A 19,686-nucleotide genomic window follows, 5' to 3' on the forward strand; every position below is an offset into this window, starting at 1 on the left:
TGATGGCCGGCGTGACGCTGCGCGAGGCGCTGACCCTGCCCGAGCTCCGCCGGGCGGCGCCCGAGCTGGTCGCCGGGGCGGCCGGCGCCGACCGTCCGATCCGGTGGGTGCACGCGACCGAGCGGCTCGACGTCGGCCGGCTGCTGCGAGCCGGCGACCTGCTGCTCACGATGGGCACCGGCCTCCCGCCCGACGACGACGTGGCGGGCCTGTCGGCGTTCGTCGACGAGCTCGCCGACGTCGGGAGCGCCGGGATGGTCGTCGAGCTCGGCCGCAGGTGGGACTCGGCCCTCCCCGACGCACTCGTCGACGCCTGCGAGCGGCACCGGCTGCCCCTGGTCGCGCTGCACCGCGAGACCCGGTTCGCCGCGCTGGCGCAGGAGATCGGCGAGCGGGTGGTCGACCAGCAGCTCACCGAGCTCCGCGAGGCCCAGCGGGTGCACGAGACGTTCACCGAGCTGAGCTTCGCGCAGGCGGGCCCGGTCGAGATCCTGCAGGCGGTGCAGCAGCTGGCCGACGGCCCGGTGGTCGTCGAGAACGCCCACCACCGGCCGCTGGACTACTTCGCCGGCCCCGGCGACGCCGGAGGGTTCCTCGACGGATGGCCGGCGCGCTCGCGCCGGGTGGCGGTGGCGGGCCGCACCGGCTGGGACGCCGCCAACGGGTGGCTGGTCACCCGGCTCGGCAGCGCCGACCAGGCCTGGGGCCGCCTCGTGATCGGCTCGCCGGACGGCCCCTCGCAGCGCCTGGCCGCCGTCGCCGAGCGCGCCGCCGCAGCCCTGGCGCTGCACCGCCTGCACGACCGCGACCGCGGCACGCTGATGCGGCGCACGCACCTGGAGCTGCTCACCGCGCTGACCGACGACCCGGACTCCGAGGACGTGCAGCGCCGCTGCGAGCTCGCAGGCTTCGCGGTACGACGGCGGGGCTTCGTCGGCGTCGTCGTCCGTCCGCGCATCGGCGGCTCCGCGCCCGCCGACCTCGACGACGTGGCGGCCACGGTGGTGCGCGCCGCCCACGGGCTCCGCGTGCCGGCGCTGGTCTGCGAGGTCGAGCGCGACCTGCGGGTGCTGCTCTCGGTGCCGGCGACGAGCGGGGCCGATGACCTCGTCGACCGCCTGGCGGCTCGCGTGGTGCCGCACCACGACGTCCTCGTCGCCGCGGGGCGTCCCGTGCCCCGGCGTGCGGGCGTCGGGCTCACGCTCGCCGAGGCGGGCCAGGTCGCCGACGCCGCTCCCCAGTCGCCCCGCGACGAGGGCGCCGGTGTGCACCGCCTGGCCGACCTCCACCTGCGCGGCCTGCTGGCGCTCCTCGGCGAGGACGAGCGGGTGCGCCTGTTCGTCGAGCGCGAGCTCGGGGCGCTGCAGCAGCACGACCGGGCCGACCGGGCGCGCACCGAGCTCGTCGCGGCGCTGCGGGCGCTGCTGCTGCACCCCACCAGCAAGACCGAGGCCGCCGCGAGCCTGCACCTGTCGCGGGCCGCCTTCTACGACCGGCTGGCCCGCATCGAGTCGGTCCTGGGCGTCGACCTCGACGACCCCGACGTCCGGGTCTCGCTCCACGTCGCGCTCGTGGCGGACGAGCTGTTCGCCGGGCCGCCGAAGTGACGACACATCGTCGGGGCACGGGACGCGCTGCGCTGGGACGATGCTGCGCATGAACCGTGTGCCCACCCGCGTGCTGGACGTCGCCGCCACCGTGCCGACCGCCCCCTGGACGCCGCGACAGTCGTCACGGGCGCTCCGGAGGCCGGGTCACGCGCCCTCGCCGCGGTCGCCGGCGTCGAGGTGGGCGTGTGGGAGATGACGCCCGGCACCGCGACGGACGTCGAGGTCGACGAGGTGTTCGTCGTGCTGTCCGGCTCGGCGACGCTCACCTTCGGCGACGGGGAGCAGGTCGTCCTCGGCCCCGGCAGCGTCGTCCGGCTGCGAGCGGGCGAGCACACCACGTGGGCCGTCCGCGAGACCATCCGCAAGATCTACGTCGCCTGAGCGCCCGGGAGGACTGCCATGACCGAGACGATCCGCAACTTCATCGACGGCGAGCTCGTCGCCTCGGACACCACCGAGCACATCGAGCTGGTCGACCCGGTCACGGGGAAGCCCGACGGCCGATCGCCGGTCTCGACCCACGAGGAGGTCGACCGGGCGTACGCCGCCGCCGAGCGCGCGTCGGTGCAGTGGAAGCGCCTCACCCCGGGCCGTCGCCAGGCCCACCTCCTCGACGTCGCCGCGGCCGTTGCTGCACGGCGCGACGAGATCAGCGCGGTCCAGGCCCGCGACACCGGCCAGCCCGTGCGCCACGTCGCCAGCGAGGAGGTCGACCAGGGCGTCGACCAGCTGCGCTTCTTCGCCGGTGCGGCGCGGCTGCTGGAGGGCAAGTCGTCCGGGGAGTACCTCGAGGGCCACACCTCGGCGATCCGCCGCGAGCCGATCGGCGTGGTCGGACAGGTGACCCCGTGGAACTACCCCTTCGCGATGGCGATCTGGAAGATCGCCCCCGCCCTCGCGGCCGGCAACACGGTCGTGCTGAAGCCGAGCGACACCACGCCACGCTCGACCGTGCTCCTGGCCGAGATCGCCGGTGCCGTGCTCCCGCCCGGCGTGCTCAACGTGGTCAACGGTGACGCCACCACCGGCCGCTACCTCGTCGAGCACCCCACCCCGGGGCTGGTCGCCATCACCGGCTCGGTGCGGGCCGGCATCGAGGTCGCCACCTCGGCCGCCAAGAGCCTCAAGCGCGTCCACCTCGAGCTCGGCGGCAAGGCGCCGGTCGTGGTGCTGCCGGACGCCGACCTGTCGCGCGCCGCGGAGCTGGTCGCCGCCGCCGCCTACTTCAACGCCGGCCAGGACTGCACCGCCGCGACCCGCGTGATCGTGCACAGGAGCGTCCACGACGAGCTGGTCGAGCTGCTGGTGAAGGAGGCCGAGGGCACCCGGCCCGGCCCGCCGTCGGACGAGGGAGCCGACTACGGCCCGCTCAACAACGCCGCCCACCTCGCGAAGGTCGAGGCGTTCCTCACCGGGCTCCCCGACCACGCCGACGTGCGCACCGGCGGCACCCGCGTCGGCGGCACCGGGTACTTCTTCGCGCCCACCGTGGTCACCGGCGTGCGCCAGGACGACCGCATCGTGCAGGAGGAGGTCTTCGGGCCGGTGCTGACGGTGCAGTCCTTCGACGAGGAGGCCGAGGCCGTGGCCATGGCCAACGGGGTGCCGTACGGTCTCGCGGCCAGCGTCTGGACCCGGGACGTCGGGAGCGCCGACCGGCTGACGCGCGAGCTCGACTTCGGCTGCGTGTGGGTGAACACGCACATCCCGTTCGTCTCCGAGATGCCTCACGGCGGCTTCGGCCACTCCGGCTACGGCAAGGACCTCTCCGGCTACGGCTTCGACGACTACACGCGCGTCAAGCACGTGATGACCGCTCACTACTGAGTCCTCGCGGGCACCGGCGCCGCCACTCACCGGGGAGGGCCACGCACGCCACCGCGATCCGCCCGTCGGGCATGCTGGTGGCATGCGCTTCACCGAGCACGAGCTGACCGTCGCCGTCACAGCCGCGGCGAAGATCGTCGCCGGCGGCAAGGCGGGGCGTCGTCCCCGGGGGGAGGCCGCGTGGGAGGCGATGAGCAAGATCGAGCGCTACCACCTGCTCGAGGCCGTCGGCAGCCAGGTGCTGCCGGTGCTGCTCGCGCTGCCCGACGTCGAGGTGCCCGCCGGCACCCGACCGACGTTCACCGACGCCCAGATCACGAGGGCCGTCGAGGAGACGCTCGGCGAGAGCGGCGTCGGCAGGCTGCGGCAGAAGGTCGCCGTGGCGGCGCGGCTCACGCTCGTGCGAGCGGCCCTCGCCCAGCTCCCGGTGCGGCAGGACCCCGACGCGCTGGTCGTGCCCGACCACCCCTGATCCGGTTCTGATCCGGCTCTCATCCGGCTCTCATCCGGCCCCTGACCCGGCCCCTGAGAGCGGCCCTCAGGTCGGGCGCGTACCGTCGGGGGCGATGACTCCTCGCACCCGCACCGCCCTCGGCGCCCTCGCCGCCGCCCTCCTGACGCTCTCCGCCTGCGGCGGCTCGGGCTCCGGCTCGAGCTCCGACGCCGAGCCCTCGACCAGCGCCTCGGACGCGCCCTCGGACGCCGCTCCGGACGCCGCCTCCCCCGACCTCGACGCCATCCCGGACGTGGTGGCCGAGGTCAACGGCGAGGAGGTCACCAAGGAGGAGTTCGTCCCGATCTACGAGGCGGCCTACCAGCGGGCGACCGCCGAGGCGCAGGCGGGCGGCGCGGAGCCCGACGAGGCGCAGCTGCGCCGCCAGACCGCCAGGGACCTCGTCGACACCGAGCTGCTCGCCCAGGAGGCCGAGGCCCGCGGCATCACCGTCGACCAGCAGGCCGTCGAGGCCGAGCTCGACGCCGTGGCCGGGCAGAACGGGATGGAGTCCGGCGAGGAGCTGCTCGCCGCCGTCGTCGCGCAGGGCGGGGTCACCGAGGAGGAGGCGCTCGCCCAGGTGCGGACCCAGGTGATGGTCGAGCTGCTCGTGGCCGACGAGGACGGCTCCGCCGAGCCGACCGAGAAGGACCTGCGCCGGCTCTACGCCCGGGTGAAGAAGCAGGCCGCGACCGGGCAGGGCGCCCAGCAGATCCCGCCGTACGCGCAGGTGCGCGACCAGCTCGCGGAGCAGGCGCAGGCCGAGCGCGTCGGCACCGTGGCAGGCGCCCTCGTCGAGGACCTGCGCAAGGACGCGGACATCACCGTCAACCTCTGAGGCGGCCCCCGCGCTGGCCGGCCTAGGCGTCCTCGAGGAGCCGGGTCACGGCTGCCGTGAGCTCCTTCCGGTCGAACGGCTTCGGCAGGAAGTACGGGCACTGCTCGCCGACGTCGAGGTCCCCCGACATCAGCAGGACCCGCGCGGCCGGCCGCAGCACGCGCAGCTGCGCGGCGACCTCGAGCCCCGTCATCCGGGGCATGTGGTGGTCGAGCACGACCAGGTCGAACTCCTCGCCGGCGGCGCGGGCCAGCGCCTCGGCGCCGTCGCCGGTGACGGCGACCTCGTGCCCGGCGCGCTCGAGGACGTAGGAGATGAAGAAGCGGATGTCCTCGTCGTCGTCGGCGACCAGGAAGCGGGTGGGCATGGCCTGAGTCTGCTGCACGAGGCGAACGGTGGGGCAGTCCGCGTGCCGAGCTGTTCACCGCTTCGTGAAGTACGTCGCAGGACCACCTGCGAGCGAGCCGTCCGCTCCGTAGGGTTCGGCCATGCCCCCGCTCACGGCCCTGGCCTTCGGGCTCGCCTACGCGCTCCTCACGTGGGTGGGCCGGCTGACCGTGGTGGACGGCCAGGTGGTCAGCCTCGTCTGGCCGGCGGCCGGCGTGGCCATCCTGTGGTTCCTCGCCGAGTCGCCCCGCCGCCCCGAGTGGGTCCTCGTCCCCCTGATGGCCGTGCACGCGGGCGTCGTCATGGCCACCGGCGTGTCCCCGGTGCTCGCGTTCTTCGGCTCCCTGTCGGTCACCGTCCAGACCGCCGTGGTGGGACTGCTCGTGCGCCGGTGGTGCCCCTCCCTCCTCGGCGCCGGGGGGCACGCCAGCATCCGCTCGCCCCGCGACCTCGCGGCGACGGGTGCCGCCGCGGCGATCGGCTGCGTCCTGGGTGCGCTCATCGGCACGACGGGCCTGTGGCTCGACGGGGCGGACGTCACGCCGCTGTCCACGCTGGCCTGGTTCGCCCGGCACATGGCGGGCGTCCTCACGGTCGGCGCGGTCGGACACCTCGCGTGGGAGTGGCGCACCCAGGCCGTCCCCCAGCGGACGCACAGCGGCAGCCGCACGGAGCTCGTCGTGCTGTGGGTGGTCTCCCTCGCGGCGACCGCGGGACTGTTCCTGCAGCCGTACCCGCTGGAGTTCCTCGTCATCGGGCTTGCGGTGTGGTCGGCAGCCCGGTTCCGCACCTTCCCCGCGGCCGTGCACTGCCTCGCGCTCGGTGCCGTCGCGGTGGTCCTGAGCCTCACCGGGCACGGTCCGATCGCGGAGCTCGACGGCCGGGTCGTCGAGGTGCTGGTGTCCCAGCTCTTCATGGTCACGCTGCTGGTCACCGGCCTCGCGGTCGGGGCGCTCGGCGACCGCATCGACGAGCTCTACGCCAGCGCGACGCGGGCCAGCCGCGACGCGGCCGAGCAGGCCCAGCTGCTCGCGGAGATGACCGAGAGCATGGGCGAGGGCCTCGTGGTCCTCGACCGCTCGGGACGCATCGACCGCAGCAACGGCGCCAGCCGGCGACTGGCCCACCGGGTCAGCCTGGGCGCGGGGGACGACGAGGCGCTGGCGCGGCTCGTCGACCTCGTCCTGCGCCCGGCCGCCCAGAACACCGGGTCGGCACGGGCCGAGCTGGGCGTCGGGGACGTGGTCATCCCCCTGGAGAGCGGCGAGGAGGTCGTCCTGGCCGTCACGCGCACGCCCCTGGCCGGTGCGGCCGGCGGCGGGCCCACGGGAGTCCTGCTCGTGCTGCGCGAGGTGACCGACCACCGCTCCGGGCTCCGCCCGCTGGCGAACTTCGCCTCGACGGCGGCGCACGACCTCCGCGGACCGCTCACCGCGATCCGGTCCTGGCTCTCGATCGCCGTGGAGGACCTCGAGGACGGGTCGGACGCGCTGGCCCCCCTGCGCCGCGCGGAGCGCGCAGCCGAGCACATGGGCGAGCTCATCGGCGACCTGCTCGCCCACGCCCTCGCCGAGTCGGGCGAGCTGGCCGCGCAGGACGTCCCCCTCTGCGGGGAGGACGGCGTCCTCACCCAGGCCGCCGACCTGCTCGGCCCCGACGACGTGCTCGACGTCCCCGACGACCTGCCGGCCGTGCACGCCGACCCGGTGGCCGTGCGCCAGCTCTTCGGCAACCTCGTCGACAACGCCGTCAAGTACGCCGTGCCGGGGCAGCCGGCCCGGATCCGGGTCCGGGCGCACCGGCAGGGGTCGCGCGTGGTCGTCGAGGTGCAGGACGACGGCGTGGGGGTGGAGGACGAGGAGCGCGCGCTGGTCTTCCAGCGCTTCCACCGCAGCGGAGCGGTGCGCGCCCACTTCCGCGGCACCGGGATGGGGCTGTCGATCTGCCAGACCATCGTGCAGCGCCACGGCGGCACGATCGAGTGCCTCGCCGTGCCCCCCGGCACCGGGTCGGTGTTCCGCTTCGACCTGCCCGCGGCGGCCGAGGGTCCTCCGTAGGTCGTCGCCGCCGGCCGGCTCAGACGTTGCGCCGGTACTGTCCGCCCACCTCGAAGAACGCCTCGGTGACCTGCTGGAGCGAGCAGACACGGGCGGCGTCCATCAGGACAGCGAAGACGTTCTCACCCGACACCGCCGCGTCCTTCAGCCGCGCGAGCGCCTCCTGCGCCTCGGCCCCGTGCTCGGCCTGGAAGGCCCGCACGCGGGCGAGCTGGGACTCCTTCTCCGCCTCGGTGGCGCGGGCCAGCTCGATCTCCTGGGGACCCGACGACCCGGCGTCGCCGCCGTTGCCACGCAGGAACGTGTTGACCCCGATGATCGACAGGGTGCCGTCGTGCTTGCGGTGCTCGTAGAGCATGGACTCGTCCTGGATCCGCCCACGCTGATAGCCGGTCTCCATCGCGCCGAGCACGCCGCCGCGCTCGTTGATCCGGTCGAACTCCTCCAGCACCGCCGCCTCCACGAGGTCGGTGAGGTCGTCGATGACGTACGAGCCCTGGAGCGGGTTCTCGTTCATCGCCAGGCCCCACTCCCGGTTGATGATGAGCTGGATCGCCAGCGCCCGGCGCACGGACTCCTCGGTCGGGGTCGTCACGGCCTCGTCGTAGGCGTTGGTGTGCAGGCTGTTGGCGTTGTCGTAGATCGCGATGAGCGCCTGCAGCGTGGTGCGGATGTCGTTGAAGTCCATCTCCTGCGCGTGCAGCGACCGGCCGCTGGTCTGGACGTGGTACTTGAGCTTCTGCGACCGCTCGGACGCGCCGTACTTCTCCTTCATCGTGACCGCCCAGATCCGGCGGGCCACGCGGCCGAGCACGGAGTACTCCGGGTCCATGCCGTTGGAGAAGAAGAACGACAGGTTGGGGGCGAAGTCGTCGATCGCCATGCCCCGCGCGAGGTAGGCCTCGACGTAGGTGAAGCCGTTGGCGAGGGTGAAGGCGAGCTGGCTGATCGGGTTCGCCCCGGCCTCCGCGATGTGGTAGCCGGAGATCGACACGGAGTAGAAGTTGCGCACCTGGTGCTCGATGAACCACTCCTGGATGTCGGCCATCATCCGCAGCGAGAACTCCGTCGAGAACAGGCAGGTGTTCTGGCCCTGGTCCTCCTTGAGGATGTCGGCCTGCACCGTGCCGCGGACGTTGGCCAGGGCGTACGCCGCGAGGCTGGCGCGCTCCTCCTCGCTCGGCTCGCGTCCCTCGCGCTCCCGGAAGGCGTCGACCTGCTGGTCGATCGCGGTGTTGAGGAAGAACGCCAGCACCGTGGGGGCGGGGCCGTTGATCGTCATGCTGACCGACGTGGTCGGCGCGACCAGGTCGAAGCCGTCGTAGAGCGCCTTCATGTCGTCGAGGGTCGCGACCGAGACGCCGGACGTGCCGACCTTGCCGTAGACGTCGGGGCGCGGGTCGGGGTCGCGGCCGTAGAGCGTCACCGAGTCGAACGCGGTCGACAGGCGGGTCGCGGGCTGGCCCTCGGACAGGATCTTGAAGCGGCGGTTGGTGCGCGCCGGGTCGCCCTCGCCGGCGAACATCCGGGCGGGGTCCTCGTTGTCGCGCTTGAACGGGAAGACGCCCGCGGTGAAGGGGAAGTAGCCGGGCAGGTTCTCGTTGCGCCAGAAGCGGACCAGCTCGCCGTGGTCGGTGAAGCGCGGCAGCGCCACCCGCGGGATCTTGTTGCCGCTGAGCGACTCGCGGGTGAGCCTGGTGGTGATCTCCCGGTCCCGCACGCGCACCACCTGCTCGTCGCCGGAGTAGGCCTCGACCACCGCGGGCCAGCCGGCGATCTGGTCGGCGAGCTCGTGCGGCACCGCCTTGCGGGCCTGCTCGAGCAGCGCGGGCACGCCGCCCGGGTCGCCTTCGCCGAGCTGGTCGGCGACGTGCTGGACGCGCTGCAGGTGGCGGGCCGCCTCGGCGAGCTCCGCGGTCCGCGCGTGGTAGCCGCGGACGGTCTCGGTGATCTCGCTGAGGTAGCGGACGCGGTCGGCCGGCACCACCTGGCGGATGCCGGAGGAGTGGCGCACGTCGACGCGCGGCAGCGTGCCGTCGGCCACCTCCAGGCCCGCGGCGGCGAGCTCGTCGCGCAGGTGCTGGTAGAGCGCGGTCACCCCGTCGTCGTTGAACGTCGCCGCGCTGGTGCCGAAGACCGGCATGTCGTGCGGCTGCTTGCCGAAGGCCTCGCGGTTGCGCACCAGCTGGCGGCCGACGTCGCGCAGCGCGTCCTTGGCGCCGCGGCGCTCGAACTTGTTGATCGCCACGGTGTCGGCGAAGTCGAGCATGTCGATCTTCTCCAGCTGCGAGGCGGCGCCGAACTCCGGCGTCATCACGTAGAGCGAGTGGTCGACGAGGGGCACGATGCCGGCGTCGCCCTGGCCGATGCCGGGCGTCTCGACGATGACCAGGTCGTGACCGGCCGCCTTCAGCACGTCGATGACGTCGGCGAGGTGCCCGGGCACCTCGTGGGCGCCGCGCGTCGCGAGGGAGCGGAAGAAGACGCGGTCCCCGTCGAGCGCGTTGGCGCGGATCCGGTCGCCGAGCAGCGCACCGCCGCCCTTGCGGCGGGTGGGGTCGACGGCCACCACGGCGATGCGCAGCTTGTCCTGCTGGTCGGTGCGGAAGCGACGGACGACCTCGTCGGTCAGCGACGACTTGCCCGAGCCGCCGGTGCCGGTGATGCCCAGCACGGGCACGACCCGGCGCTGCGCCGCCGCCCGCAGGTCGGCGAGCATCGCCTCGTCGAGGCGGCCCTCCTCGGCGCCGGTGATCGCCCGGGCGACCGCGAACCGGTCGCCGGACAGCACCTGCTCGACCGTCACCGGCTTGTCCGACCACAGGTCGATGTCGCAGTCGGCGACGACCGAGTTGATCATCCCGACGAGCCCCATCCGCTGACCGTCCTCCGGCGAGAAGATGGTGACGCCGGACTCGCGCAGCCGCGCGATCTCCGAGGCGACGATGACGCCCCCGCCGCCGCCGACGACCCGCACGTGGCCGGCGCCCGCGGCGCGCAGCGACTCCACGAGGTACTCGAAGTACTCGACGTGGCCGCCCTGGTAGGACGACACGGCGACGCCCTGGACGTCCTCCTCGAGGGCTGCGTCGACCACCTCCTGCACCGAGCGGTTGTGCCCGAGGTGGATGACCTCGCAGCCCTGGCTCATCAGGATGCGCCGCATGATGTTGATCGACGCGTCGTGGCCGTCGAAGAGGCTCGACGCCGTGACGAGGCGGATCGGGTTCTGCGGGCGGTGCAGGGCGGGGCGGGCGAGGTCGGCCATGAGCCGATAGTAGGACTTCCTACTATTACTCGCGAGTTCTCATCCGTCGCCCAGGCCGGCGCGCAGCGACGTGAGCCGCTCGGTGAGGTCACGCACCGCGGTGCCGGGCAGCCCGGGCGCCTCGAAGACCTGTCGGTTGAGGGCCGCGGTCGCCTCCTCCACGGCCTCGCGGCCGGCCTCGGTGAGCACCGCGCGCACGACCCGCTTGTCCTCGTCGCTGCGCACCCGCTCGACGTAGCCCTGCGCGACCAGCCGGTCGACGGCGCTCGTGACGCTGGTCGGGTGCACCTGCAACAGCGAGCCGAGCCGTGACATCGGCATCGCGGCGTCGCGGGTGAAGGACAGCAGCCGCAGCACCTCGTAGCGCGCGAACGTGAGGGCTCGCGGGCGCAGCACGGCGTCGATGCGCTCCATCAGCAGCTGCTGGGCGCGGACCACCGAGGTCACCATCGCCATGCCGTCGGCGGCGTCGTGCCAGCCGTGGGCGACCCACTGCCGGTGGGCCTCGCTGATCGGGTCACGCGCCATGGGGCACGACCCTAGCCAGCCAGTGCGGTGAGCACCTCGTGCGCCTCGACCATGGCGGGTCCGTACCACGTGAGCAGTCGTCCCGAGACCAGGCGCGTGGGCGTGCGCAGCGCCTCGGGGCCGTCGTCGGCGGTGAACACGTACGGCTCGTCGGGCAGCAGCACGACGTCGGCGCCGGCCGCGTCGATCTTCTCCGGCGTGACGCTCGGGTAGCGCCCCTCGCGGTCGGCGAGCACGTTCGTCAGGCCGGCGCGGCCCAGGAGGTCGTCGGTGTAGGTCGGCGACCCGACGACCATCCACGGGTCGCGCCAGATCGGCACGGCGACCGAGAGCCGGCGCGGCGCGGGCGTCGACCACATCGCGCGCGCCGCGACGAGCCACGCCGGGTCGGGCAGGGCGAGGGCCGTCGAGAAGAGCCGCGTCATCGAGTCGAGCGCCTCCTCGACCGTCTCGATGCGGGTCACCCACACCGCGACGCCGGCGTCGCGCAGCCGGCGCACGTCGAGCTCGCGGTTCTCCTCCATGTTCGCCACGACGAGGTCGGGGGCGAGGGCGCGCACGGCCACGAGATCGGGGTTCTTCGTGCCCCGCACGCGCGGGACGTCGAGGCCGGCGGGGTGGGTGCACCAGTCGGTCGCGCCGACCAGACGGTCGGGTGCAGTGGCGGCCAGCGCCTCGGTGAGCGACGGCACCAGCGAGACGACGCGGGCGGGAGGAGCGGCGAGGCCGACGTCGGCCCCCAGGTCGTCGAAGGGCATGGCGCGACCCTAGGGGCTGGACCGGCCGCCCTTCGGGTGAGGGGGCGTTGGTGCCGCCCGGTGCTCGTGGTGGAGTTCTCCGCATGACCCAGCACGCCGGACCCACCGCCGGGCTGCCGATCGACGGCGCCGAGCGGCCGACGGCGGACGGCTGGACCTTCCCGGTGCGCAACCCCGCCACGGGCGAGCGGCTGTGGGACGTGCCCGACGCCGGGCTCCCCGACGCCGAGGCCGCCGTGGAGGCGGCCTGGCGGGCGGTGCACGCGACCGGGTGGAGCACCGACACCGCCATGCGACTCGGCGCCGTGCGCCGCTTCCAGCAGGAGCTGGCCGCCCGGGCCGACGACCTCGCCGCCCTGCTCGCCGTCGAGACCGGCGTCCCGGTGGCGCTGCGCCGGACGTACGTCGACGCGCCGGTCGAGGGCCTGCGGAACGTGATCGGGCGCGGCCGGCCGGCCGTGACGGTCGTCCTCACGCCGGCGACCGCGCCGCTGTCGGTGGCGCTCGCCGAGATCGGTCGCGTGCTGGGCGCCGGCGGCTCCGTCGTGCTCAAGCCCGCACCCGAGGCCGCGAGCGCCGCGCTCGAGGTGGGCCGCATGGGGCTGGACTTCCTGCCGCGGGGCGTGCTCAACGTGGTCGCGACCCGTGACGTCGACGTCGCGATCGCGCTGACCCTCGACCGCCGGGTCGACGAGGTGAGCTTCACCGGCTCGCCGGTCGCCGGGGAACGGGTCCGCGGCGCGGCAGGCGGAGCGGGCAAGGGCGTGCGCCTCGACCTGGGCGGCCCCGCTCCGGCACGGCCGGCCGACGACGACCGCCTCGAGGCCGTCGTCGCGCAGGCGGCGATGGACGTGGCGGCCAACGCCGGCCAGGGGTGCCGGCTGCCGGCCAGCGTCATCGTCCCGGTCCGCCGCTACGCCGACGCGCTGCGCGCCGCGATGGCCGCCATGGAGGCCGTGGCGGTCGGCGACCCGCTCGACCCGCGGACGCTGTGCGGGCCGCTGCGCTCGCCCGTCGCGCTCGACCGGGTGCTGCGCTACGTCTCGCTCGCGCGTGCGGAGGGCGGCGACGTGGTGCTGGGCGGCCGGCGCCTCGACCGCGACGGCGGGTGGTGGATGGCGCCGACGGTCATCGGCGGGCTGGACGTCGAGTCGCGGCTGGTGCGCGAGGAGCTGCTCGGCCCCGTGCTCATGGTCGTGCCGGAGCCACCCGGGTCATCGGCACGTGCCTGATGCCGTCCTCGTCGAACTCGGGACCCGCGACCGCGAAGCCGAAGTCCTCGTAGAACCGGGTCAGCCCGACCTGGGCGTCGAGGCGCACCTCGCGGTCGCCGCACAGGGCCACGGCCTCGGCCATCATCCGGGCGGCGAGGCCCCGGCCGCGGGCGGCGGGTGCGACGACCACGCGGCCGATCCGCATCCAGTCGCCGTCGTCGAGCACCCGCAGGGTGCCGACGACCGACCCGTCCTCGAGCAGCACCACGTGACGGGTGCGCTCCTCGAGGTCCCGGCCGTCGAGGTCGGGGTAGGGACACTCCTGCTCCACGACGAACACCTGCTGTCGCAGCCGCCACACGTCGTATGCCAGGCGCGCGTCGAGCCCGTCGAACGGGACGGTCAGCACCCTCACCGCACGAACTCCACGACCTGGCGGAACGCGCGGGCGCCCTCGGGCACCAGGGGCAGCAGGCCGTAGACGTGGATCAGGCCCGGCTCCTCCACCGCCGTCAGGTCCCAGCCGGCCTCCGCCGCACGTCGCACGAGCAGGCGGCAGCCCGGGTGCAGCAGGTCCCGGGTGCCGTAGAGCACCAGGCCGCGCGGCAGGCCGGCGAGGTCGGCCAGCGCGGGCGACACCTCCGGACGATCGAGGTCGTCCGCCGTCCCCGCCCACCAGGCTGCGTACGCCTCGAGCTTGCCGAGGAACAGCCACGGGTCACTGGCCGCCGCGTCGCGGGTCTCGGGTGTCGAGGTGGTCAGGTCGACCCACGGCGCGTGCAGCACCAGGTGCGTCGCCGCGGCGAGGCCGCGCTCGCGTGCCGCGATGGCCAGCGCGAGGGCGAGCCCGCCGCCCGCCGAGTCGCCGGCCAGGACGGCTCCGCCCGGCTGCTCCGCCCAGTGGGCGAGGTCGTCGACCAGCGCGTCGTGGGAGTCCTTCCACGTGTGCTCGGGGGCGAGCGGGTAGTCGGGCATGACGACCCGCGCGCCGACGGCGTCGGCGAGCCGGGTGGCGTACCTGACGTGGAAGGCGTCGATCGGCGCCATGAACGCACCGCCGTGGACGTAGTAGAGCGTGCGCGTGGCCGGCCGCCCCCTCGGCGTGAGCACCCAGGACGGGAAGCCGACGTCGCGCGCCGAGACCTCCCAGCGCCTCGCCAGTCCGGGCACCGCACGCGTCGGCAGGGCCCGGTCGAGGGTGCGGTGCCACGCCTCGACGCGGGCCCGCTCGGCCGGCTCGCTGTCGAGCTCGCGCGCCCGGCGCAGCCGCGGGATGGCCAGCGCGAGCAGGTCGTGTCGGCGGCTCGGCATGGGACGCAGCGTAGGTGCTGCGCGGCACGGCGCTAGGGTGGGGACCACACGACAGGGGAGCACGTGCAGGCGTGCTGAGAGTGCGGACCAGCCGCAGACCCTCCGAACCTGATCCGGTTAGCACCGGCGCAAGGGAGTCCACATGGTGCACGTACACGTCCGCGCTGCCCTCGCCAGCCCCGTCACCGCGCTGGTGGCGGCACTGGCCCTCACCGGCTGCAGCCTCACGGGTGGTGGCGACGGCCCGACGGCCACCGAGCCGCCGGCGTCCTCCGAGACGTCGTCGGGCGCGTCGCAGGAGGGCGGGACCGTCGTCCTGGCGACCCACGAGTCCTTCCACCTCCCCAAGCGGCTCGTGCGGTCGTTCGAGGCCGAGACCGGCTACACCCTCGAGGTGCGCGCCGCCGGCGACGCCGGCACGCTCGCGACCAAGCTCAGCCTCACCGCCGACAACCCGATCGCCGACGCGGCGTTCGGCATCGACAACACCTTCGCCTCCCGCCCGCTCGGCGAGGGCGCCTTCGCCGAGGTGGAGACCACCGCGACGCCGCCGGAGGAGTACCTGCTCCCCGAGGGCAGTGACCGGCTGGTGCCGGTCGACTCCGCCAGCGTCTGCGTCAACGTCGACACCGCATGGTTCGAGGCGGAGGGCCTCGAGCCGCCGCAGACGCTCGACGACCTCGTCGACCCGGCGTACGCCGACCTCATGGTGACGCCGGGCGCCTCGACCAGCAGCCCGGGCATGGCGTTCTTCCTCGCCACGGTCGCGGCCTACGGCGAGGACTGGCAGGACTACTGGAGCGACCTGCTCGCCAACGGCGTGAAGGTCGTCGACGGCTGGGAGGACGCCTACTACGGCGACTTCACCGCCGGGGCCGACAACGGCACCCGCCCGATCGTGGTGTCCTACGACTCGTCCCCGGCGTTCACCGTCAGCGGCGGCAGGTCCACCACCGCTGCGCTGCTCGACACCTGCTTCCGCCAGGTCGAGTACGCCGGCGTCCTCGAGGGCGCCGACAACCCGGCAGGCGCGGAGGCCCTCGTCGACTGGATGCTCTCGGACGAGGTGCAGAGCGCGCTCCCGGAGTCGATGTACGTCTTCCCGGTCATGCCCGACGCCGAGATCCCCGCCGACTGGGCCGAGTTCGCGCCGCAGCCAACCGATCCCTACGAGGTCTCGCCGGAGGAGATCGCCGCGAACCGCGAGCAGTGGCTGACCGAGTGGACCGACGTCGTGTCGCGATGAGCCCCGGGGCGCGCGGGCGCGTCCACCGCCCACCCGGTCGGCACGGCAGGGCTCGGCACGGCAGGGCTGGGCGCCGCGTCGCCGGACTCCTGCTGCTGGCCGCCGGGCCCGTCCTGGTGCTCGGCGTGCTCTTCGTGCTGCCGGTGACCGGCATGATCGCGGAGGGCTTCTGGGTCGACGGCCGGTTCGCGCCGGGTGCCGTGCTCGAGGTCCTGTCCCGCCCGCGCGTCCACCGGGTTGCGTGGTTCACCGTCTGGACGTCGGGTGTCGCGACGCTGCTCGCGGTCGTGCTCGGCCTGCCCGCGGCGTACGCCCTTCACCGGCTCGCGCTGCCGGGCCGGTCGGCGGTGCGGGCCGCGCTGCTGGTGCCGTTCGTGCTGCCGACCGTCGTCGTCGGCGTGGCATTCCGCCAGCTGCTGGGGGAGGGCGGCCCGCTGGGGTTCCTCGGGCTCGACGGCACGCCGGTCGCCATCCTCTGCGGCCTGGTGTTCTTCAACGTCGCCGTCGTGGTGCGCACGGTCGGGGTGGCGTGGGAGTCCCTCGACTCCCGGCCGGGCCAGGCCGCCGCAGCCCTCGGCGCCTCGCCGTGGCAGGTCCTGCGGACGGTGACCCTGCCGGCGCTGCGCCCGGCGATCGTGGGCGCGGCGAGCATCGTCTTCCTGTTCTGCGCGACCGCCTTCGGCATCGTGCTCACCCTCGGCGGGGTGCGCTACGCGACGGTCGAGACCGAGATCTACCTCCTCACCACGACGATCTTCGACCTCCAGGCGGCCGCTGCGCTGTCGGTCCTGCAGATCGTCGTCGTGCTGGTCCTGCTCGCCGTCGCGGCGCGCCTGCGGGCGACGCCCGACCCCACCGCGCAGCGCGTGGTGGCGCCCGCCCGGGTCGTACGCCGCTCCGACGCGCCCGTCGTCCTCGCGACCGTGCTGGTGCTCGCCGCGATGCTGCTGCCGATCCTCACGCTGGTGCTCGGCTCCCTCTCCGTCGGCGACGGCTGGGGCCTGGACAACTACCGGGCGCTGACCACCGCCGGTGACGACCAGGCGCTGCTCGTGCCCGTGAGGACGGCGCTCGCGACCAGCCTTCGCACCGCGGTCGACGCGACCTGGATGGCCCTGCTCGTCGGCGTGACGGTGTCGGTGCTCGTCACCCGGCGCTCGCACTCGGCGGCCGAGCGGCGGCTGCGCTCGGGCCTCGACGGCTTCTTCATGCTGCCGCTGGGGGTGAGCGCGGTGACACTGGGCTTCGGCTTCCTCATCACCCTCGACGAGCCGCCGCTGGACCTGCGTGACTCGCCGCTGCTGGTGCCGATGGCGCAGGCGCTCGTGGCGCTGCCGCTCGTCGTCCGGACCCTCACCCCCGTGCTCGGCGGCGTGGACGACCGGCAGCGACAGGCCGCCGCCTCCCTCGGCGCCTCGGCCTGGCGGACCTTCGTCACGGTGGACCTGCCGGTGGCGTGGAAGCCGATGCTCGCCGCCGGCGGCTTCGCGTTCGCCGCGTCGCTGGGCGAGTTCGGTGCGACGTCCTTCCTGGCGCGCGACACCAGCCCGACGCTGCCGGTCGTGATCTTCCGCCTGATCGGCCATCCCGGCGAGATGAACTACGGGATGGCGCTGGCGGCCTCGGTCGTCCTGGCCACCGTCACCGCGCTCGTCATGCTCGCGGTGGAGCGGCTGCGCGTGCCCGGTGTGGGAGCGTTCTGAAGCCATGCTGCAGCTCACCGACGTCACCGTCCGCTACGGCGGCACCGCCGCCGTCGACGACGTGTCGCTCGACCTCGACCCCGGGCACGTGCTCGCGGTCCTCGGGCCGTCCGGCTGCGGGAAGTCCACGCTCCTGCGCGCCGTCGCCGGGCTCGAGCCGCTCGACGCGGGCGCCGTCGCGTGGGACGGCGCGGACCTGGCGGGCGTGCCGACCCACAAGCGCGGCTTCGCGCTGATGTTCCAGGACGGCCAGCTCTTCGGGCACCTCACCGTGGCGCGCAACGTCGCCTACGCCCTCCGCCTCCGACGTATGCCGTCCGCGCGGGTCGCCGCCCGCGTCGCCGAGCTGCTGGAGCTGGTCGGCCTCGCCGGCTACGGCGACCGCCTCCCCGGCACCCTGTCCGGCGGCGAGCGGCAGCGCGTCGCCCTCGCCCGGGCGCTCGCCGTCGAGCCCCGGTTGATCCTCCTCGACGAGCCGCTGTCCGCGCTGGACGCGACGCTGCGCGAGCGGCTCGCCGGCGACCTCCGCTCGATCCTGCGCGCGGCGGGCACGACCGCGCTGCTGGTGACGCACGACCACGAGGAGGCGTTCGCCCTCGCCGACCGGCTCGCGGTGATGCGCCACGGCCGGGTGGTGCAGTCGGGCGAGATCGACGAGGTCTGGCGCGCGCCCGTCGACGAGGAGACCGCCCTGTTCCTGGGCTACGCGCGGGTGCTGCGCGGCGACGCCGCGGCGCGGGTGCTGTCGGAGGCCGCCCTGCCCGTGGCACATGCCGTCGCGCTGCGCCGGTCGGCGCTGGTCGTCGACCCGGCCGGAGGCCTCCGCGCGCGGGTCGAGTCCGCGCGGGTCACGCCGGAGCAGGTCCGGCTGGTGGTCGTCGCCGACGGCGTCGGACCGGTGGACGCCGTCGCGCCGCTGGGCAGCCGGGTCTCGCCCGGTGACGCGGTCGGCCTGCGCGTGGACGTCACCCGCCTCGCCGTCCTGCCGATCACGGCGGGAGGTTGACCCGTCCCTACACTGACGTCCGTGTACAGACCGGCCTATGCCCTCCTCGTGGGAGTCGCCGCCACCATGGGCGCGCTCGCAGTGACGGCCGCGATCTCGCTCGACCGACCGCTCGTGGACCCCGAGGGCTTCCTGGGTCCCTCGTGGCTGCGCCTGCCCCTCCTGGTCGCCGGCGCCTTCCTGCTCGACCTGCTGCCGCGGACGCTGTGGCTCTCGCGGATGAAGCCGGCGCTCATGCCGGCGATCGTCAAGGAGCGGATCCGCACCCACTGGGACCGTGAGCGCATCATCCTCACGGTGCTGGGCCTGGTGTCCTTCTACATCACCTACGTCTGCTACCGGAACCTCAAGTCGTTCCTGCCCTTCATCATGGGCGAGGACAAGTACGACCGCGAGCTGCACCTCATCGACCGGGCGCTGATGTTCGGCCACGAGCCTGCGACGATCCTGCACACGATCTTCGGCACCGGCTTCTCCGCGCACATCCTCTCCACCATCTACCTGTGGTTCCTGCCGCTGGTCCCGCTCGCCCTGGCCGCCTGGCTGGTGTGGTCGCGCAACATCACCTTCGGCTACTGGTTCGCCACCTCGCAGTGCCTGGCCTGGAGCCTGGGCACCGCCTCCTACTACGCCCTGCCGACCCTGGGCCCGGGCTTCCAGTACAGCTACCTCTACACCGACCTGCCGGACACCGGCTCGAGCGCGCTGATGGAGGCGCTGTCCTACGGGCGCAAGGGCGTGCTGCGCGACGGGGCCGAGGGAGCGGTGCAGTCGGTCGCCGGCTTCGCCTCGCTCCACGTGGCGATCACCCTGCTCGTGGCGCTGATGGTGCAGTACACCCTGCGCAACAAGGTGCTGCGCGTGGTCTTCTGGGCGAACTTCGCGATCACCGTGATCGCGACTCTCTACTTCGGCTGGCACTACATCGCCGACGACCTCGCGGGCGTCGTCATCGCCCTCTTCGCCTTCTGGCTCGGCGGGCTCGCGAGCGGCCAGAAGTTCGACCGGCGGGGCTTGGCGTCCCACCCCACCTCGACGACCCGCCAGGTCCCCGTCGACGCCGAGTGACGCCGGGTCGGCGCCCCCGCGCGGCTCCCGGCTCCGCCCGGCTCTCGCACGCGGCCCCGCGCAAATCCCCCGCTTAAGCGGGGGATTGCGAACTTCTAGGGGCGTGCAGACCACTGGAAGTTCGGAGGACCCTCGATGAGTCGGCCGTTCGCGGCGCTCCGCCCGGAGCCAGGGTGCGCGCTCTCCGGCCGGCGCTGCGTCATGCGGAGACGTACGCATGGGTGCGGGTTGGTATGACGCTGCCCGGCGGGGGGCCGTTGCGTCATGCGGAGGCGTACGTATGGGTGCGGGTTGGTATGACGCTGCCCGGCGGGGGGCCGTTGCGTCATGCGGAGGCGTACGTATGGGTGCGGGTTGGTATGACGCTGCCCG

Annotated in this window: 17 protein-coding genes and 1 riboswitch; of the genes, 11 read left to right on the forward strand and 6 right to left on the reverse strand. The window is 74.0% G+C overall.

Annotated elements, in window-relative coordinates:
- The first annotated feature begins 11 nt into the window (after positions 1-11).
- From J3P32_RS10165 to J3P32_RS10185, 5 genes are all read left to right on the forward strand, one after another.
- A complete protein-coding gene (locus J3P32_RS10165) occupies positions 12-1,607 on the forward strand; it encodes a PucR family transcriptional regulator (RefSeq protein ID WP_307807838.1) in 1,596 nt (531 codons plus the stop codon).
- Positions 1,608-1,793: 186 nt separating this feature from the next.
- Positions 1,794-1,991 (forward strand): cupin domain-containing protein, encoded by a 198-nt coding sequence (locus tag J3P32_RS10170; protein ID WP_307861649.1) that lies wholly within the window; start codon positions 1,794-1,796, stop codon positions 1,989-1,991.
- An 18-nt stretch (positions 1,992-2,009) separates the two neighbouring features.
- Positions 2,010-3,437, forward strand: a complete 1,428-nt coding sequence (locus tag J3P32_RS10175) for an aminobutyraldehyde dehydrogenase (RefSeq protein WP_210439657.1) — start codon at positions 2,010-2,012, stop codon at positions 3,435-3,437.
- Between the two features lie 82 nt (positions 3,438-3,519).
- Complete coding sequence (locus tag J3P32_RS10180; RefSeq protein WP_210439658.1) at positions 3,520-3,909, forward strand: hypothetical protein; 390 nt, start codon at positions 3,520-3,522, stop codon at positions 3,907-3,909.
- Positions 3,910-4,003: 94 nt separating this feature from the next.
- Positions 4,004-4,768 carry a SurA N-terminal domain-containing protein gene (locus J3P32_RS10185; protein ID WP_210439659.1) on the forward strand — a complete coding sequence of 255 codons (765 nt, stop codon included), beginning with the start codon at positions 4,004-4,006 and terminating at the stop codon, positions 4,766-4,768.
- A 22-nt stretch (positions 4,769-4,790) separates the two neighbouring features.
- Here J3P32_RS10185 and J3P32_RS10190 read toward each other — a convergent pair whose 3' ends face one another.
- Positions 4,791-5,135, reverse strand: coding sequence for a response regulator (locus J3P32_RS10190; protein WP_210439660.1), 345 nt, complete (start codon positions 5,133-5,135; stop codon positions 4,791-4,793).
- Between the two features lie 121 nt (positions 5,136-5,256).
- Here J3P32_RS10190 and J3P32_RS10195 point away from each other — a divergent pair, with 121 nt between their 5' ends.
- Positions 5,257-7,212 (forward strand): ATP-binding protein, encoded by a 1,956-nt coding sequence (locus J3P32_RS10195; protein ID WP_210439661.1) that lies wholly within the window; start codon positions 5,257-5,259, stop codon positions 7,210-7,212.
- Between the two features lie 19 nt (positions 7,213-7,231).
- Here J3P32_RS10195 and icmF read toward each other — a convergent pair whose 3' ends face one another.
- From icmF to J3P32_RS10210, 3 genes are read right to left on the reverse strand one after another with little or no spacing between them, the layout of a single operon-like run.
- Positions 7,232-10,480, reverse strand: a complete 3,249-nt coding sequence (icmF, locus tag J3P32_RS10200; protein ID WP_210439662.1) for a fused isobutyryl-CoA mutase/GTPase IcmF — start codon at positions 10,478-10,480, stop codon at positions 7,232-7,234.
- A 39-nt stretch (positions 10,481-10,519) separates the two neighbouring features.
- The gene (locus tag J3P32_RS10205) at positions 10,520-11,008 is read right to left on the reverse strand and encodes a MarR family winged helix-turn-helix transcriptional regulator (RefSeq protein WP_210439663.1); all 489 of its coding nucleotides are present in this window, start codon (positions 11,006-11,008) and stop codon (positions 10,520-10,522) included.
- Positions 11,009-11,019: 11 nt separating this feature from the next.
- A complete protein-coding gene (locus J3P32_RS10210) occupies positions 11,020-11,766 on the reverse strand; it encodes a helical backbone metal receptor (RefSeq protein ID WP_210439664.1) in 747 nt (248 codons plus the stop codon).
- A gap of 83 nt (positions 11,767-11,849) precedes the next feature.
- Here J3P32_RS10210 and J3P32_RS10215 point away from each other — a divergent pair, with 83 nt between their 5' ends.
- Complete coding sequence (locus tag J3P32_RS10215) at positions 11,850-12,998, forward strand: aldehyde dehydrogenase family protein (protein WP_210439665.1); 1,149 nt, start codon at positions 11,850-11,852, stop codon at positions 12,996-12,998.
- Here the strand turns inward: J3P32_RS10215 and J3P32_RS10220 are convergent.
- Both J3P32_RS10220 and J3P32_RS10225 read right to left on the reverse strand, forming a co-directional pair.
- Positions 12,955-13,395, reverse strand: coding sequence for a GNAT family N-acetyltransferase (locus J3P32_RS10220; RefSeq protein WP_210439666.1), 441 nt, complete (start codon positions 13,393-13,395; stop codon positions 12,955-12,957). The two genes, J3P32_RS10215 and J3P32_RS10220, sit on opposite strands and share 44 nt — an antisense overlap.
- Positions 13,392-14,291 (reverse strand): alpha/beta hydrolase fold domain-containing protein, encoded by a 900-nt coding sequence (locus J3P32_RS10225; protein WP_210439667.1) that lies wholly within the window; start codon positions 14,289-14,291, stop codon positions 13,392-13,394. Before J3P32_RS10225 ends, J3P32_RS10220 begins: the two co-directional genes overlap by 4 nt.
- 43 nt (positions 14,292-14,334) lie before the next feature.
- A riboswitch (TPP riboswitch) is annotated at positions 14,335-14,444 on the forward strand.
- Here J3P32_RS10225 and J3P32_RS10230 point away from each other — a divergent pair.
- The 4 genes from J3P32_RS10230 to J3P32_RS10245 all read left to right on the forward strand — a co-directional run bounded on the left by J3P32_RS10230 (position 14,434) and on the right by J3P32_RS10245 (position 19,314).
- Positions 14,434-15,537, forward strand: a complete 1,104-nt coding sequence (locus tag J3P32_RS10230) for a thiamine ABC transporter substrate-binding protein (RefSeq protein ID WP_210439668.1) — start codon at positions 14,434-14,436, stop codon at positions 15,535-15,537. It overlaps the preceding riboswitch by 11 nt.
- Complete coding sequence (locus J3P32_RS10235) at positions 15,513-17,240, forward strand: ABC transporter permease (RefSeq protein WP_307861650.1); 1,728 nt, start codon at positions 15,513-15,515, stop codon at positions 17,238-17,240. The genes J3P32_RS10230 and J3P32_RS10235 overlap by 25 nt, the downstream gene beginning before the upstream one ends.
- A 4-nt stretch (positions 17,241-17,244) precedes the next feature.
- Positions 17,245-18,246 carry an ABC transporter ATP-binding protein gene (locus J3P32_RS10240; protein ID WP_210439669.1) on the forward strand — a complete coding sequence of 334 codons (1,002 nt, stop codon included), beginning with the start codon at positions 17,245-17,247 and terminating at the stop codon, positions 18,244-18,246.
- Positions 18,247-18,267: 21 nt separating this feature from the next.
- The gene (locus J3P32_RS10245) at positions 18,268-19,314 is read left to right on the forward strand and encodes a phosphatase PAP2 family protein (RefSeq protein WP_307807840.1); all 1,047 of its coding nucleotides are present in this window, start codon (positions 18,268-18,270) and stop codon (positions 19,312-19,314) included.
- The last annotated feature ends 372 nt before the right edge of the window (positions 19,315-19,686 follow it).

Source organism: Nocardioides xinjiangensis (assembly GCF_017916385.1).
GTDB classification, from domain to species: domain Bacteria; phylum Actinomycetota; class Actinomycetes; order Propionibacteriales; family Nocardioidaceae; genus Nocardioides; species Nocardioides xinjiangensis.